The following is a 13,738-nucleotide window of genomic DNA, read 5'->3' as shown; positions in this document are numbered from 1 at the left end:
GGGCGGTTCCGATAGTGGTTCGGAGCCTAGGTAAACTCCGCATGGCGGCGGCGAATACGCGCCATTAACATGCGCTAACGTTAAGGGTAACGTTCCCCGATGTTTGCATCTTTCAAAGGACCTGAAGCGCGGGGCAGACATTGGAACCCAGGATGCGTCGCGGCCGTATCCGGCACGACCCTGTGGGGCCGGAGCGGTCGCCGCGAGTAGGACTGGAGCCCGAGGCAGCTCCTGGCAATTGGTTGAGAAGCAATGACTGAGAGCAAGGTTGATAAAGAATATCGGGCCACGCAGCGCGGGCGTTCGCAAGCGGGCGCACCGGCCCGATACAAAAAATAACCGTTGGAATTTTGCTGGGTGGAGAGCGTCATGGAAAAGCGAGTATCTAAAGCCATTTTCAAGTCCCGGGCCTGCGAGCTGTTCCGTCAGGTCGAGGCATTGGGCGAGACCGTGGTCGTCACCGACCGCGGACAACCCACCATCGAAATCAGGCCGTATCGCAGCAAGCAGGAGAATCCGCTTGAGCTGCTGCGCGCGTCGATCACGCATTTCAACCTGAAACACGCGTTGCAACCGGTCACAGCCGGGCAGGACGACTGATGATCACGCTCGATACGCTTGCGCTCGTGTGCTGGCTCGGCAGGCAAAAAGCGCTGAGCCAGGCCGCGCACGATGCGATCGATCAGGAACTCACCGGCGGCGAGATCCTGATCTCGGCGATCAGCGCGTTCGAAATCGCGGAGTTTGTGAAGGTCGGCAGTCTCGGCCTGTCGATGGACGCGCGCAGCTGGATGTCGACGTTTCTGTCGCTCGACGGCGTGAGGATGATTCCGGTCGACACCGAAATCGCGTTTCGTGCGGCGACGCTGCCGCCCACGCTCAGCTTGCATCAACGCCTGATCGTCGCGACCGCGCGCACGCATGGCGGCGCGCTCGTGACTTCCGATGCGAAGGTGCGCGCGTCGACTTACGTCGAAACGATCTGGTGACGGCCGCGGCGCTGCCTGGTGCGGACTGGGCCAGTGGAATCGCGCACCACCAGTTCCGCCGGCAGCGTGATGCGCTGCGAAGCGGCGTCGATCCCGGCGATCTGCGCGAGCAGCGTGTTGACCGCCGAGCGCGCCATCTGCTGGAACGGCTGGCGGATCGTAGTGAGCGCCGGGTGAAACTGCTCGGACATCGGGATGTCGTCGAAGCCGATCACCGAGATGTCGTCCGGCACGCGCAGGCCCGCTTCGCGGATAGCGGCGATCACGCCGAACGCGCTCTGGTCGTTGGCCGTGAAGATGGCGGTGGGCGGGTCGGCGAGATTCAGCAGGTCGAAGGTGACGTCGAACGCCATCATTTGCGACAGGTCGCCGGCGGCGACCAGCGCGTCTTCGCGCGGCAGGCCGAGGCGAGCCAGCGTGTCGCGGTAGCCGCGTTGCCGGTCGCGCACGCCTTCGATCGTTTCGTCGCCGGCCAGAAACGCGATGCGCTTGTGGCCGAGCTCCGCGAGGTGCTCGACCGCGAGACAGGCGCCGCCATAGTTGTCGACCGACACCGACGGGAAGCCCGTCAGCGTGCCGCGCTGATCGACGACGACGACCGGCACCTTCGCGGTGGCGAGCGCTTCGAGGCACAGCGACTCGCGCGGCAGAATGGCGAGGATACCGTCGGAGAATTGCTGGATGAGCCCAAGCAGGTCGTGATGCGTATGACGGTCTTCGTCGAACACCGCGTAGACCAGCATCTCGCAGCCCGCGCCACGCGCCGCGCGGCCCGCGCCCAGAATCAGCTCGCTGGAGAATTGCGTGTCGAGTGTCGGCGTGATGATGCCGATGATGCCGTTGCGGCCACCCGACAGTTTTTGTGCGGTGCGGTTGACGACGTAACCGATGTCCGACGCGATTCTCAGTACTTCGTCGCGGGTTTCGCGCGACACGCCGGGACGGCCGTTGAGGGCGCGCGACGCGGTCATCTGAGATACCCCGGCAAGCTTGGCGACGTGCTCAAGCGTGGGGGTTTGCCTTGCCATGCGGGTCGATGGTATGCGAGAGCTCATTTGAATGGTGGACTCGCTAGTCACGTTAGCGATACCGTTTATGTAGTCGCTATTCTAGCAGAACCCTTTATATTTCCGCTTTGCCATAATCAGTCAGTTCTATGCGGCAGTTGCGTCGCAGCTTGCGGGGACCAGGTAAAATCCCCCATAGCCTTGCTTCATGCACCGTCCTAACATCCACTAACGTTAAGGCTAACGTTAACAATTTCGGCGGTTTCTTAAAAATCCAGAAGAGGGGACACACACATGGCGTTTCCGGCTTTGCTTAAAGCGCGGTCCATCATCGGCGCCACCGCGCTGCTATTTTCGATGTCTGCGGTTGTCTCGAACGCCGTAGCGGCGGAATCCAGGACGATCACGGTATGGGACCAGCAGACCAATACGTCGTCGAGCAAGATCATTCGCGACGCGTCGGATCGCTTCGAAAAGGCGGTCCCGGGCTACAAGGTCGAGAATTCGCACGTGCTGAACGAGGCATACAAGACGAAGCTGAAGGTCGCTTTCGGCGCGAATCAGCCGCCGTGCGTGTTCGAAAACTGGGGCGGCGGCGGCCTGCACGAGTACGTGAAATCCGGCCAGATCGCCGACCTCACGCCGTACCTGGACAAGGATCCAGCGTATCGCGGCCGCTTCATGCAAGCGTCGTGGAATGTCACGACGTTCGACGGCAAGACCTACGGTGTTGCTGCCGAAAACGCAGCGGCCGCGGTGATCTTCTACAACAAGGAAGTCTTCAACAAGTACGGCATCGCGCCGCCTAAGACGTGGGATGAACTGATGCACGTCGTCGAGGTGCTGAAGTCGCACGGCGTTGCAGCGTTCTCGCTCGCGAACAAGAACAAGTGGACCGGTTCGATGTACTACATGTACCTCGTCGACCGTATCGGTGGTCCGCAAGTCGTGAAGGACGCGATCGAGGGCAAGGGCAAGGGCTTCGAAGATCCGGCGTTCGTCGAAGCCGGCAAGCGCATTCAGGAACTCGTGAAGGCTGGCGCGTTCGCACCGGGCATCAACGGCCTTGATTACGACTCGGGTGCTTCGCGCCGTCTGCTGTACACGGGCAAGGCTGCAATGGAGCTGATGGGTGCCTGGGAAGCTTCGACGATCGCGAACGAAAACCCCACGTTTTCGAAAGATCTCGACTTTTTCTCGTTCCCGAGCGTGCCAGGTGGCAAGGGCGATCCGCGCGATCTGATCGGCACGGTTGGCGATGGCTTCCTGAGCATCTCGACCGAGTGCAAGACGCCGGAAGCAGCGTTCAAGCTGATCCAGGCCCTGACCGATGACCAGGCGATGCAGGATCGCGCGTCGAATGACCACAAGCTGCCGCCGGTCAATAACGTCAAGATCGACGATCCGTTCACGCAGCGTCTGCAGAAACTGCTTGCTGCGGCTCCGAGCGTGCAGCTCTGGTACGACCAGGCACTGCCGCCGGCGCTCGGTGAAATGCACAAGGACACGACGCAGCAACTGTTCGGTCTGTCGCTGACGCCTGAGGCTGCTGCGCAGCAAATGGAAGCCGCTTCGAAGAAGGGCGGTTAATCTCCCAGTCCCAAAGAAAAGTCGAACCGGCACCGCGAGGTGCCGGTCGGCATACAAGCCCGTGAATATCGCACTTTCCGCTACACCCGAACGCCGGCTGAGATTCTCATCGCAAACCCTCGTCACGGCTGTGTTTCTTGCGCCGTCGCTGCTGCTGCTGGCCGTGTTCCTGCTTTATCCGCTCGTCTCCAGTCTGCGGCTGTCGCTGCTCGACTGGAATGGCCTCGGCAACACGGCCCGTTATGTCGGGCTGGCGAACTGGGGGCGGCTCGCGCACGACGCGGTGTTCTGGCAATCGCTGAAGAACAATGTGATTCTTGCTGTCGCGTCGATCATCATCCAGCTTCCGATCGCGCTCGCGCTCGCCGTGCTGCTGGAAAAAGCCGGCCGTGGCTCGCGCGTGCTCAAGGTTCTCTATTTCCTGCCGCTGCTGATGTCGAGCGTGGCGATCGGCGTGCTGTTCAAGCAGATCTACGATCCGAATTTCGGTCCGCTCAACGTCGCGCTGCAGGCATTCGGGCTTGATGGCATCGCGAAGGACTGGCTCGGCGACCCGCATTTTTCGCTGGGCGCGACCATCGCCGTGATCATCTGGCAGAACGCACCTTTCTACATGATTCTGTTCCTCGCCGGCCTGTCGTCGATGCCGGCCGAGGTCAACGAGGCGGCGCTCCTCGACGGCGCTTCCGAGTGGACCATTTTCTGGCGCATCAAGCTGCCGCACCTGCAAGGCACGGTGCGCACGGCTGTGCTGCTGTCCGTGCTCGGATCGCTGCGTTACTTCGATCTCGTGTTTGTCATGACCGGTGGCGGGCCCGAAGGCTCGTCCGAGGTGATGGCCACTTACATGTATCGCACGGTGTTCAGTTCGTTCCAGCTTGGGTACGGCAGCACCATCGGCTCGGCGATGTTCCTTATCGTCATCACAGTGGCGGCGGTATCGATGTACTTCACCCGCCGTTATGCAACCGAGGTCTGAACCATGAACAAGAAACTACGCTTCCCCCGCGTGGGGATTCCTCTGCTGGCACTGATCTGGCTGGCTGTGACGACGATCCCGTTTCTCTTCATGGTCGCTTCGAGCTTCAAGAGCCAGGAAGAGACCTTCGCGACCTCCGTGTGGGCGCCGCCGAGCCAACTGTATTGGGGCAACTACGCGGCTGTGCTGAAAGGGCCGTTCTTCACGTATCTCCGTAACAGCGTGTTCACGGTGGGAGTATCGGTGCTGCTGATCGTCATCATCAGTGCGATGGCGGCCTACGCGTTTGCGCGCTTGCGCTTCACGCTGAACAAGACACTCTTCGGTCTCGTGGTCGCCGGCATGATCGTGCCGCTGCATGCGACGCTCGTGCCGATCTATCTGCTCACGCGCAACCTCGGTCTTTACGATACCGCGTTCGCGCTGCTCGGCCCCTACGTGGCCCTCAGTCTGCCGGTGTCGATCTTCATCCTGACCGAGTTCATGCGCCAGATTCCACGCGAGCTCGAAGAAGCGGCGCAGCTCGATGGCTGCAGTCCGTTCCGCATCTTCTGGCGTATCTTCTTCCCGCTTTCGGCACCGGGGCTCGCCACGGTGGCGATCTTCAACGGCATTGGTCTGTGGAACGAGTTCATCTTCGCGTACATGCTCACGTCGACGGCCGAACACCGTACGCTGCCGCTCGCGATCTGGGACTTCATGGGGCAATACGCGTCGAACATACCGTCGATGCTGGCTGTCCTCGTGCTGACGTCGTTGCCGCTGATCGTTGGCTATGCGTTCGGTCAGGAGCGCGTGATCAAGGGGATGATGGCTGGCTCGCTCAAGGGCTGATCCGCGTCGCAAACCACCTCGAATCGTGCCGGCCAGAGTGGCTCGCACACCGAACTTCGCATAAAACGATATGGCAAGCATTTCCCTTACTAACGTACAGAAGTCCTATACGAGCGGCAACGCGGTGATCCGCGACGCCAACCTCGAAGTCGGCAACGACGAATTCTGCGTGTTCCTCGGGCCGTCGGGCTGCGGCAAGTCCACGCTGCTGCGCATGATCGCCGGTCTCGAGTCGATCACCGACGGCGAACTGCGCATCGACGGTCAGCTGATGAACAACGTCGAACCCGCGAAGCGCCAGGTCGCGATGGTGTTCCAGAACTACGCGCTCTATCCGCATATGAGCGTGTACGAGAACATGGCATTCGGTCTGCGTCAGGCGAAAATCGATAAGGCCATCATCGACAAGAAGGTGCGCAGCGCCGCTGCCGCACTGCAACTCGACGCCTATCTCGAACGCCGCCCCGCAGCGCTGTCCGGCGGCCAGCGCCAGCGCGTGGCGATCGGGCGCGCGATCGTGCGCGAGCCGGGCGTGTTCCTGTTCGACGAGCCGCTGTCGAATCTCGACGCCGCGCTGCGCGTGCAGACGCGTACCGAAATCGCTCGTTTGCATCGCGAGTTCAACCGCGCGAGCGCGGTATACGTTACGCATGACCAGATCGAAGCGATGGCGCTCGCCGATAAGATCGTGCTGCTGCATGCCGGCGCCGACATGGAGAGACACGGCAGCATCGCGCAGATCGGCGCGCCGCTCGATCTGTATCACCGACCGAAGAGCCGCTTCGTCGCGGGCTTCATCGGTTCGCCGAAGATGAACTTCATGCCGGCCACGGTCCTCGCGGTCGACGACAAGGGCATCCAGGTTGAGCTGACGACGGGCGAGCGCGTGCGCGCCGAGGTCGACGGCCGCAGGCAGCGCGTCGGCTCGCAGGTCACGCTCGGCATCCGCCCGGAGCACCTTGCGCTGCCGTCGACGCAGCCCGGCGTCCAGACGATCCGCTGCGCGGTGCGTCTGGTCGAACGGATGGGCGAGCACAGCTACGTGCATCTGGACGGTGGCATCCGCGACGGCAACACGATGATCGCCAAACTGCCCGGTGACGGTGGCGTGACGCACGACGAACGCATCGAGCTGGCGTTTGCACCGCACGCGTGCCATGTGTTCGACGACAAGGATTTCGCGCTGCCGCGTCTGCACTGAGTCGCTCGCGATCGCGGCGAGTTTCGAGGCGCGATCGCATTGGATCGATCAGCAGGACTGCGAACGTCTGAAAGGTGGCTGAAAACACACGGGATGGCATCCGGGCTGAAGCAACGCGTTGCCGCACGCCTGTCAGAAACAACGGATTTGTCGGCGCTTCTTGCGCTTCGTACACCAGGATAAAAAAAGGAGTTTTCGATGTTGGTTCGGCAAAGTGAGGTCCCGCTCTACCGCAATCCAGCCGCAGCCGTGGAAGAGCGCGTGGCCGACCTGCTCGCGCGCATGACACTCGACGAAAAGATTGCGCAGCTTCACGCCGCTTGGCTGAAGCTGTCGGCCGATGGCGAGCACAAGGCGCGTAGCATCGATTTCGCGCAGAGCGCCAACCAGATCACGGTCGACGAGATCCTGCAGCATGGCCTCGGTCAGATCACGCGTCCGCTCGGCACGCACACGGTCGATCCGAAGGAAGGCGTGCGCGCGCTCAACGAGTTGCAGCGCAAGATGGTCGAAGACACGCGGCTCGGCATTCCGGTGATGTCGCACGAGGAGTGCCTCGTGGGGCTGATGATCAAGGACGCGACGCTGTTCCCGTCGCCGTTGAACTATGCGGCGACGTGGAATCCGCAACTGGTCGGCGAAGTGGGCACGGTCATCGGCGCGCAGGCGCGCTCGATCGGCTGTCACCAGGGGCTTGCGCCGGTGCTCGACGTATCGCGCGACCCGCGCTGGGGCCGCACCGAGGAGACGCTCGGCGAAGACCCGTATCTGGTCGGCGTGCTTGCGTGTCATTACGTGAAGGGCCTGCAAGGCGAACAGCGCGATCTGCTCGCGACGCTCAAGCATTTCGTCGGTCATTCGGCGAGCGAAGGCGGCCGCAATCATGCGCCGGTGCATGTCGGCCCGCGCGAACTGAACGACGTGTTCATGCTGCCGTTCGAGATGGCCGTGAAGCTTGCGAACGCGGGCTCGGTGATGCCTGCCTATCACGACGTCGACGGCGTGCCGTGTCATGGAGACCGCGCGCTGCTGCATGACACGCTGCGTGAGAAGTGGGGCTTCGACGGCCTCGTCGTCGCCGATTACGCTGGCGTGGACCTTCTGTTCAGCCACCACGCGGTGGCGCGCGACAGCGCGTCGGCTGCGGCCCTCGCGTTCAACTCCGGCCTCGACGTCGAGTTGCCCGGCCACGAGTGCGCGGTGCATCTGAGGGAAGCGCTGGAGCGCAACGAGATCAACGAAGCGACGATCGACAACGCGGTCTCGCGCGTGCTGCGAGTGAAATTCCAGCTCGGCCTGTTCGAGAATCCGTACGTCGATCCCGAGCGCGTCGACGTGAAGAGCGCGGCCGCGGGCGATACCGCGCATCAGGTCGCGCTCGAATCGGCGGTGCTGTTGCGCAATGAAGGCGACGTGCTGCCGCTCGACGCGAACGGCGCCGAAAAGATCGCCGTGATCGGCCCGACTGCCGACGACCCGCTCGCGCTGCTCGCCGGCTACAGCTTCCCCGTGCATCTGATCAACAGCGGCGAGCAGTCGACCGCGTCGATCGGGACGCCGCTGCGCTCGCTGCGCGCGTTGCTCGGCGAGAAGCGCGTGATTCACGCGCAGGGCTGCGACATCATCAAGGAACGCCGCGCGGGTGCGCCGGTGTTCCCGGGCGACGTGTCGCTCGATCTGACCGGCGACGCGCATTGCGACGAACTGATCAGCAAGGACACCAACGGCATCGCGGCCGCGGTCGATGCCGCGCGGCAAGCGGGCGTGGCGCTCGTCTTCGTCGGCGATCTGGCGGGCCTGTTCCAGTCCGGCACCGTCGGCGAAGGCTCCGATACCGACAGCCTCGATCTGCCGGGCGTGCAGCAGGCGTTGCTCGAAGCGGTGGTCGACAGCGGCACGCCGACGGTCGTCGTGATGACGGGCGGCCGTCCGTACAATCTCGGCGGTCTCGAAGACCGCATCGCCGCGCAGATCATGGCGTTCGCGCCGGGCGAGCGCGGCGCGCAAGCGCTGGCCGACCTGCTGGTGGGCCGCGCCAATTTCAGCGGCCGTCTGCCGCTGTCGGTGCCGAAGAGTGCGGGCGCCGTGCCGTACGTGTATAACCATCGTCTGAAGAGCGCGGGAACGCCGGTTGCATACCATTTCGGTTGCCGCTATCCGTTCGGTTTCGGCCTCGGCTATACGCAGTTCCGTTACGGCGATCTCGCGCTCGTGCACCGCGAGGTGCCGATCGAAGACGGCACGGTCGAACTGAGCTTCACGGTCGAGAACACCGGCGCGCGCGACGGCACGGAGATCGTGCAGATCTACGTGCGCGACCGGCACGCGTCGGTCGCGCGGCCGGTGCGCGAGCTGAAGGCATTCGCGCGCGTGCCGCTCGCGGCCGGTGCATCGGCGCGTGTGCACGTGAAGCTGCCGGTCGACATGCTGAACTTCACCGACGGGCGCGGAGAGCGTATCGTCGAGCCCGGTGATTTCGATCTGCTGGTCGGCAGTTCGAGCCGCGACATTCATCTGGGCGGCACCGTGACAGTCGCGGGCTCCGCGACGAGAACGCTCGAGCGCGACTGGCGCATGCTGAGCGAAGTCGCGGTTGTGGCCTAAGCGCGTGGCCTAAGCGCGTGGCGTAAGCGGCGGGGCAGGGCGGCGCGTGCCGCCCTGCGTGTGTCCTACTCGTAATAAGTGGAATATCTGATGTCGTACGCAATCTATCCGAGCCTGTCGGACAAAACGATCGTCGTGACCGGCGGCGGCGGTGGGATCGGTGCCGCAATGGTCGAAGCCTTCGCGCAGCAAGGCGCGCGCGTGTTCTTTCTCGACGTCGCCGAGCACGATTCGCTCGCGCTGCAGGAAACGCTTCGCCACGCGAAGCACCCGCCGCTGTTCCGCCGCTGCGACCTGAAAAGTGTCGACGCGATCGACAGCACGTTCGCCGCGATCGTCGATGCGGCGGGCCCGATCGACGTGCTCGTGAACAACGCCGGCAACGACGACCGGCACGAAATCGGCGAATTGACCGCGAGCTACTGGGACGACCGTATCGCGGTGAATCTGCGCCACCAGTTCTTCTGCGCGCAGGCCGCCGCAAGCGGCATGCGTCGCGCGGGCCGCGGCGTGATCCTGAACCTGGGTTCGGTGTCGTGGCATGTCGCGCTGCCGAACCTCGCGATCTATATGACCGCGAAGGCTGGCATCGAAGGGCTCACGCGCGGTCTCGCGCGCGATCTCGGCGGCGCGGGCATTCGCGTGAACTGCATCATCCCCGGCGCGGTGAAGACGCCGCGGCAGATGCAACTATGGCAATCGGCGGAGAGCGAAGCGAAGGTCGTCGCGAGTCAGTGTCTGCAACTGCGCATCGAGCCCGAGCACGTCGCGCGCATGGCGCTGTTTCTCGCGTCCGACGACGCGTCGCGCTGCTCCGGCCGCGATTACTTCGTCGACGCAGGGTGGTACGGAGAATGAGCATGCCGGTCCCTGTGTGCGTATGGGCGCTCGGCGCCGAACTGGCCGAAGGGCCGCTGTGGCAGGCCACCGAAAACGCCGTGTATTTCGTCGATATCAAGGGGCGCCGGATTCATCGGCTGTCCGTCGCGACAGGCGAGCAGCGGACGTGGCAAGCGCCCGACCAGCCCGGTTTTCTGGCGCCGCTCGCGGACCGCACGTTCGTGTGCGGGCTGCCATCCGGCTTGCATCGGTTCGATCCGGCGAGCGGGGAGTTCAGCAAGCTCATCGACGTCGAACCGCAGCTGCCGGGCAACCGCCTCAACGACAGTTTCGTCGATGCACAGGGACGCCTGTGGTTCGGCTCGATGGATGATGGGGAAGAGGCGCCGAGCGGCACGCTGTATCGCGTGAACGAGCAAGGCGCGGCAATCGGGCAGGACGACGACTACGTGATCACGAACGGCCCGGCGATGAGCCCGGACGGCCGCACGCTGTATCACAACGACACGATGCGGCGGGTGGTCTACGCGTTTGACGTCGCCGCGGACGGCACGCCGTCGGGCAAGCGCATCTTCGCGGCGATCTCGGGCGACGGCCACCCTGACGGCATGGCGGTCGATGCCGACGGCTTCGTGTGGATCGCGCTGTTCGGCGGCTGGCGGATCGAGCGTTACTCGCCGGCGGGCGAGCTGGTCGATCAGGTGCCGTTGCCGTGCGCGAACGTGACGAAGCTCACGTTCGGCGGCGACGATCTGCAAACCGTCTATGTGTCGACCGCATGGAAGGGACTGACGGCGGTCGAGCGGCAGCATCAGCCGCAGGCGGGCGGGCTGTTCTCGTTCCGCGCGCCGGTGGCGGGGCAGGCTCAGGCTCGCTGCACGGTGGGTTTCGAGCGCTAAACGACAAAACCCAGCGACAAAACCCAGCGACAAGACCGGCCGCAAACGCAACCCTGACGTTGCCTGGTCGCTCCGAAAGGAGCCGCCCGCTATCATGTGCGTTCCGTGACTTTCGCGCATTTGCCCCGATTCCTATCATGACGTCCAGGCCGCCAGTCCCGCCCCGCATGTCCGATGTCGCCGAACGCGCGGGCGTCTCGAAGATGACCGTGTCGCGCGTGCTCGCGGGCCGCAACGTGTCGCAGGCAACCCGCGAACGCGTGCAGAAGATCATCGACGAACTCGGCTACGTCGCCGATGCGGCGGCGGGCGCGCTGTCGTCGGGACGCTCGGAGTTTGTCGCGGTGCTGGTGCCGTCGCTGTCCAGCTCGAACTTTTCCGACACCGTGCGCGGCCTGAACGCCGCACTGGGCCCGCACGGTCTGCAACTGCTGCTCGGCGACACAGACTACCGTCTGGAACAGGAAGAACTGCTGGTGCGCTCGATGCTGCGTCACCAGCCGCGCTGCGTCGCGTTGACGGGCGGCCGGCACACCGAAGCGACACGCATGCTGTTGCAGCGCGCCGGCATTCCGGTCGTCGAGATGTGGGATCTACCCAGCGATCCGATCGATAAGGTCGTCGGCTTTTCGAACTCGGCGGCGGCGCGCGCGATGGTCCGGCATCTGCACGAGCGCGGCTATCGGCGGATCGGTTTTATCGCTGGCGCGAGCGAGCGCGACCGGCGCGGGCACGACCGGATGCGCGGCTACGTCGCCGAAATCAGGGCGCTAGGCCTTGGCGAGCCGCGCGTGATCCGGCTCGGCGATTCGCCGATCACCATGAGCCACGGCGCGCCCGCGATCGGCGCATTGCTCGACACGTGGCCCGATACCGAGGCCGTGATGTGCGTGAGCGACATGTCGGCGTTCGGCGCGATCATGGAGTGTCATCGGCGCGGGCTGTCGGTGCCGGACGACATCGCGATTGCCGGCTTCGGTAACTTCGAGGTTTCGTGGTGCTGTCAGCCGAGCATCACGACGGTGTCGGTCGACGCTTACGGCATCGGCGTGCGTGCCGGCGAAATGCTGCTCGCGGCACTCGCCGACCGCGAAGCAGGTGATGCGCATCGCCGGAAAGCGGTGAAGATCGATTTCACGGTGATTGCGCGCGACAGCGCATAGATGGCGCACTAGCACTCCCCTCAATCAAGCAGATCAGGGATATCCCTTGGTTGTCCGGTTGGTAAGCCGGGCGTAACATCCACAGCTGGAAATGTTACCGGTAACTTAACCGGCGGTGCCTGTCGGCTCAAATCGCACGAGCCGCGAGACAACGGCATTTCCGACCCAAAATACGCTGATGGAGATACGAATGACCGCTGTACCGTCCGCCATCGCCGCGCCCGCCGCGCGCGTCGACGAGTTCGAGGAAAGGACCTATCGCAAGGTCGTGCGCCGGCTGCTGCCGGTGTTGTTGCTGTGCTACGTGGTCGCGTATCTGGATCGCGTGAACGTCGGCTTCGCGAAGCTGCAGATGCTCGACGATCTCGGCCTGTCCGACACGATGTACGCGATCGGCGCGAGCGTGTTCTTCTGGGGCTACTTCATCTTCGAAGTGCCGAGCAACGTGTTCCTGCATCGCTACGGCGCGCGCTTCTGGATCGCGCGGATCATGTTCACCTGGGGGCTCGTGTCGATGGCGCTCGCGTTCGTCGCACCGCTCGCGCAGCTCGCGCACGTCGAAACCGCGACGATGTTCTACATGCTGCGCTTCCTGCTCGGGATCTGCGAGGCGGGCTTTTTCCCCGGCGTGATTCTGTACCTGAACTTCTGGTTTCCCGCGCAGCGCCAAAGCCGCGTGATGTCCGGTTTCCTGATCGCGATGCCGGTCAGCCTGATGCTCGGCGGCATCGTATCGGGCTGGCTGATGGAGCATACGGCCGGCCTGTTCGGCTATCAGGGCTGGCAGTGGATGCTGCTGATCGAAGGCGTGCCGTCGCTGCTGACCGCGTTCGTCGTGTATTTCTCGCTCGACGACGGCATCGACCGCGCCCGCTGGCTCACGCCGCAAGAGAAGAGCCTGCTGGCGGCGAATCTGCAGCGCGAAAGCGCACACAAGACCGCACGCTTCGGCTCGGCGGTGCGCGATCCGCGCGTCTGGCTGCTGGTCGCGATTTTGCTCACGTTCAATACCGGCTTCTACGGGCTCGCGTTCTGGCTGCCGTCGATCATCAAAGCGACCGGCGTGCAGGACCCGCTGCATATCGGCCTGCTGACCGCGATCCCGTACGGCGTGGCCATCATTGCGACGCTCGCGAACGCCGCGCATTCGAAGAAAACCGGCGAGCGGCGCCTGCATGCGGCGATTCCGGCTCTGATCGGCGGAATCGGCCTGATCATGAGCGCGGCTTTGGCGCATCATGTGGTGTGGGCGATCACGTTTCTGACGATCGCCACCGCCGGCATCCTTGCGTTGATGCCGATTTACTGGACGTTCCCGGGGCAGTTGCTGTCGGGCGCCGCCGCGGCGGCCGGCATCGCGATGATCAACGCGATCGGCAATCTGTCCGGCTTTACCGGTTCGATGATTACCGCGGTGGCCAAAGACCTGACCGGCGACATCAACAACGGCACTTACGCGCTCGGTGCGTGTCTGCTGGTCAGCTGCGTGCTGATCCTGCTCGTGCCGCGCACGATGCTGGCTCGCGCCGCGTCGAATCAGGACGGCGGACCCGGCCGTGACACGGCGCCCGCACAGAAACCGGCTGAATGCGCGGAGCACGCATAAGCAACCCAAACCATGAAAGAGAGATA

The 13,738-nt window shown here is 63.9% G+C and carries 12 protein-coding genes; 11 read left to right on the top strand and 1 reads right to left on the bottom strand.

The features are described 5' to 3' along the window. The first annotated feature begins 369 nt into the window (after positions 1–369). Positions 370–600: a type II toxin-antitoxin system Phd/YefM family antitoxin gene (locus OKW43_RS34350; RefSeq protein ID WP_187634676.1), complete on the top strand. Its 231-nt coding sequence runs from the start codon at positions 370–372 to the stop codon at positions 598–600. Beyond that, positions 600–989 carry a type II toxin-antitoxin system VapC family toxin gene (locus OKW43_RS34345; RefSeq protein ID WP_187634675.1) on the top strand — a complete coding sequence of 130 codons (390 nt, stop codon included), beginning with the start codon at positions 600–602 and terminating at the stop codon, positions 987–989. Before OKW43_RS34350 ends, OKW43_RS34345 begins: the two co-directional genes overlap by 1 nt. Here OKW43_RS34345 and OKW43_RS34340 read toward each other — a convergent pair. Then, positions 968–2,017: a LacI family DNA-binding transcriptional regulator gene (locus tag OKW43_RS34340; protein ID WP_429452804.1), complete on the bottom strand. Its 1,050-nt coding sequence runs from the start codon at positions 2,015–2,017 to the stop codon at positions 968–970. The two genes, OKW43_RS34345 and OKW43_RS34340, sit on opposite strands and share 22 nt — an antisense overlap. 273 nt (positions 2,018–2,290) lie before the next feature. On the opposite strand from OKW43_RS34340, the gene OKW43_RS34335 reads away from it, so the two are divergent. The 9 genes from OKW43_RS34335 (at position 2,291) to OKW43_RS34295 (ending at position 13,712) form a co-directional block, all read left to right on the top strand. Next, positions 2,291–3,586, top strand: a complete 1,296-nt coding sequence (locus tag OKW43_RS34335; protein ID WP_187634673.1) for an extracellular solute-binding protein — start codon at positions 2,291–2,293, stop codon at positions 3,584–3,586. Positions 3,587–3,647: 61 nt separating this feature from the next. Further along, positions 3,648–4,565 (top strand): carbohydrate ABC transporter permease, encoded by a 918-nt coding sequence (locus OKW43_RS34330; protein WP_312892660.1) that lies wholly within the window; start codon positions 3,648–3,650, stop codon positions 4,563–4,565. 3 nt (positions 4,566–4,568) lie between these two features. After that, entirely contained in the window at positions 4,569–5,399 is an 831-nt protein-coding gene (locus OKW43_RS34325; protein WP_429452801.1) for a carbohydrate ABC transporter permease, read from the top strand. A gap of 70 nt (positions 5,400–5,469) precedes the next feature. Then, positions 5,470–6,600: an ABC transporter ATP-binding protein gene (locus OKW43_RS34320; RefSeq protein WP_429452799.1), complete on the top strand. Its 1,131-nt coding sequence runs from the start codon at positions 5,470–5,472 to the stop codon at positions 6,598–6,600. A gap of 198 nt (positions 6,601–6,798) precedes the next feature. Beyond that, complete coding sequence (locus tag OKW43_RS34315; protein WP_429452797.1) at positions 6,799–9,204, top strand: glycoside hydrolase family 3 N-terminal domain-containing protein; 2,406 nt, start codon at positions 6,799–6,801, stop codon at positions 9,202–9,204. 90 nt (positions 9,205–9,294) lie between these two features. Beyond that, positions 9,295–10,062, top strand: coding sequence for an SDR family NAD(P)-dependent oxidoreductase (locus OKW43_RS34310; protein ID WP_187634669.1), 768 nt, complete (start codon positions 9,295–9,297; stop codon positions 10,060–10,062). Then, positions 10,059–10,943: an SMP-30/gluconolactonase/LRE family protein gene (locus OKW43_RS34305; protein WP_429452794.1), complete on the top strand. Its 885-nt coding sequence runs from the start codon at positions 10,059–10,061 to the stop codon at positions 10,941–10,943. Before OKW43_RS34310 ends, OKW43_RS34305 begins: the two co-directional genes overlap by 4 nt. 167 nt (positions 10,944–11,110) lie before the next feature. Continuing rightward, positions 11,111–12,106: a LacI family DNA-binding transcriptional regulator gene (locus OKW43_RS34300; protein WP_429452792.1), complete on the top strand. Its 996-nt coding sequence runs from the start codon at positions 11,111–11,113 to the stop codon at positions 12,104–12,106. Between the two features lie 190 nt (positions 12,107–12,296). After that, the gene (locus OKW43_RS34295; RefSeq protein WP_429452790.1) at positions 12,297–13,712 is read left to right on the top strand and encodes an MFS transporter; all 1,416 of its coding nucleotides are present in this window, start codon (positions 12,297–12,299) and stop codon (positions 13,710–13,712) included. The last annotated feature ends 26 nt before the right edge of the window (positions 13,713–13,738 follow it).

Origin of the sequence: Paraburkholderia sp. WC7.3g (assembly GCF_050436345.1) — a bacterium.
Taxonomy (GTDB): Bacteria; Pseudomonadota; Gammaproteobacteria; order Burkholderiales; family Burkholderiaceae; genus Paraburkholderia; species Paraburkholderia podalyriae.
Note: the sequence above shows the minus strand (reverse complement) of the source record. Positions and strands in the feature narration are given on the sequence as shown.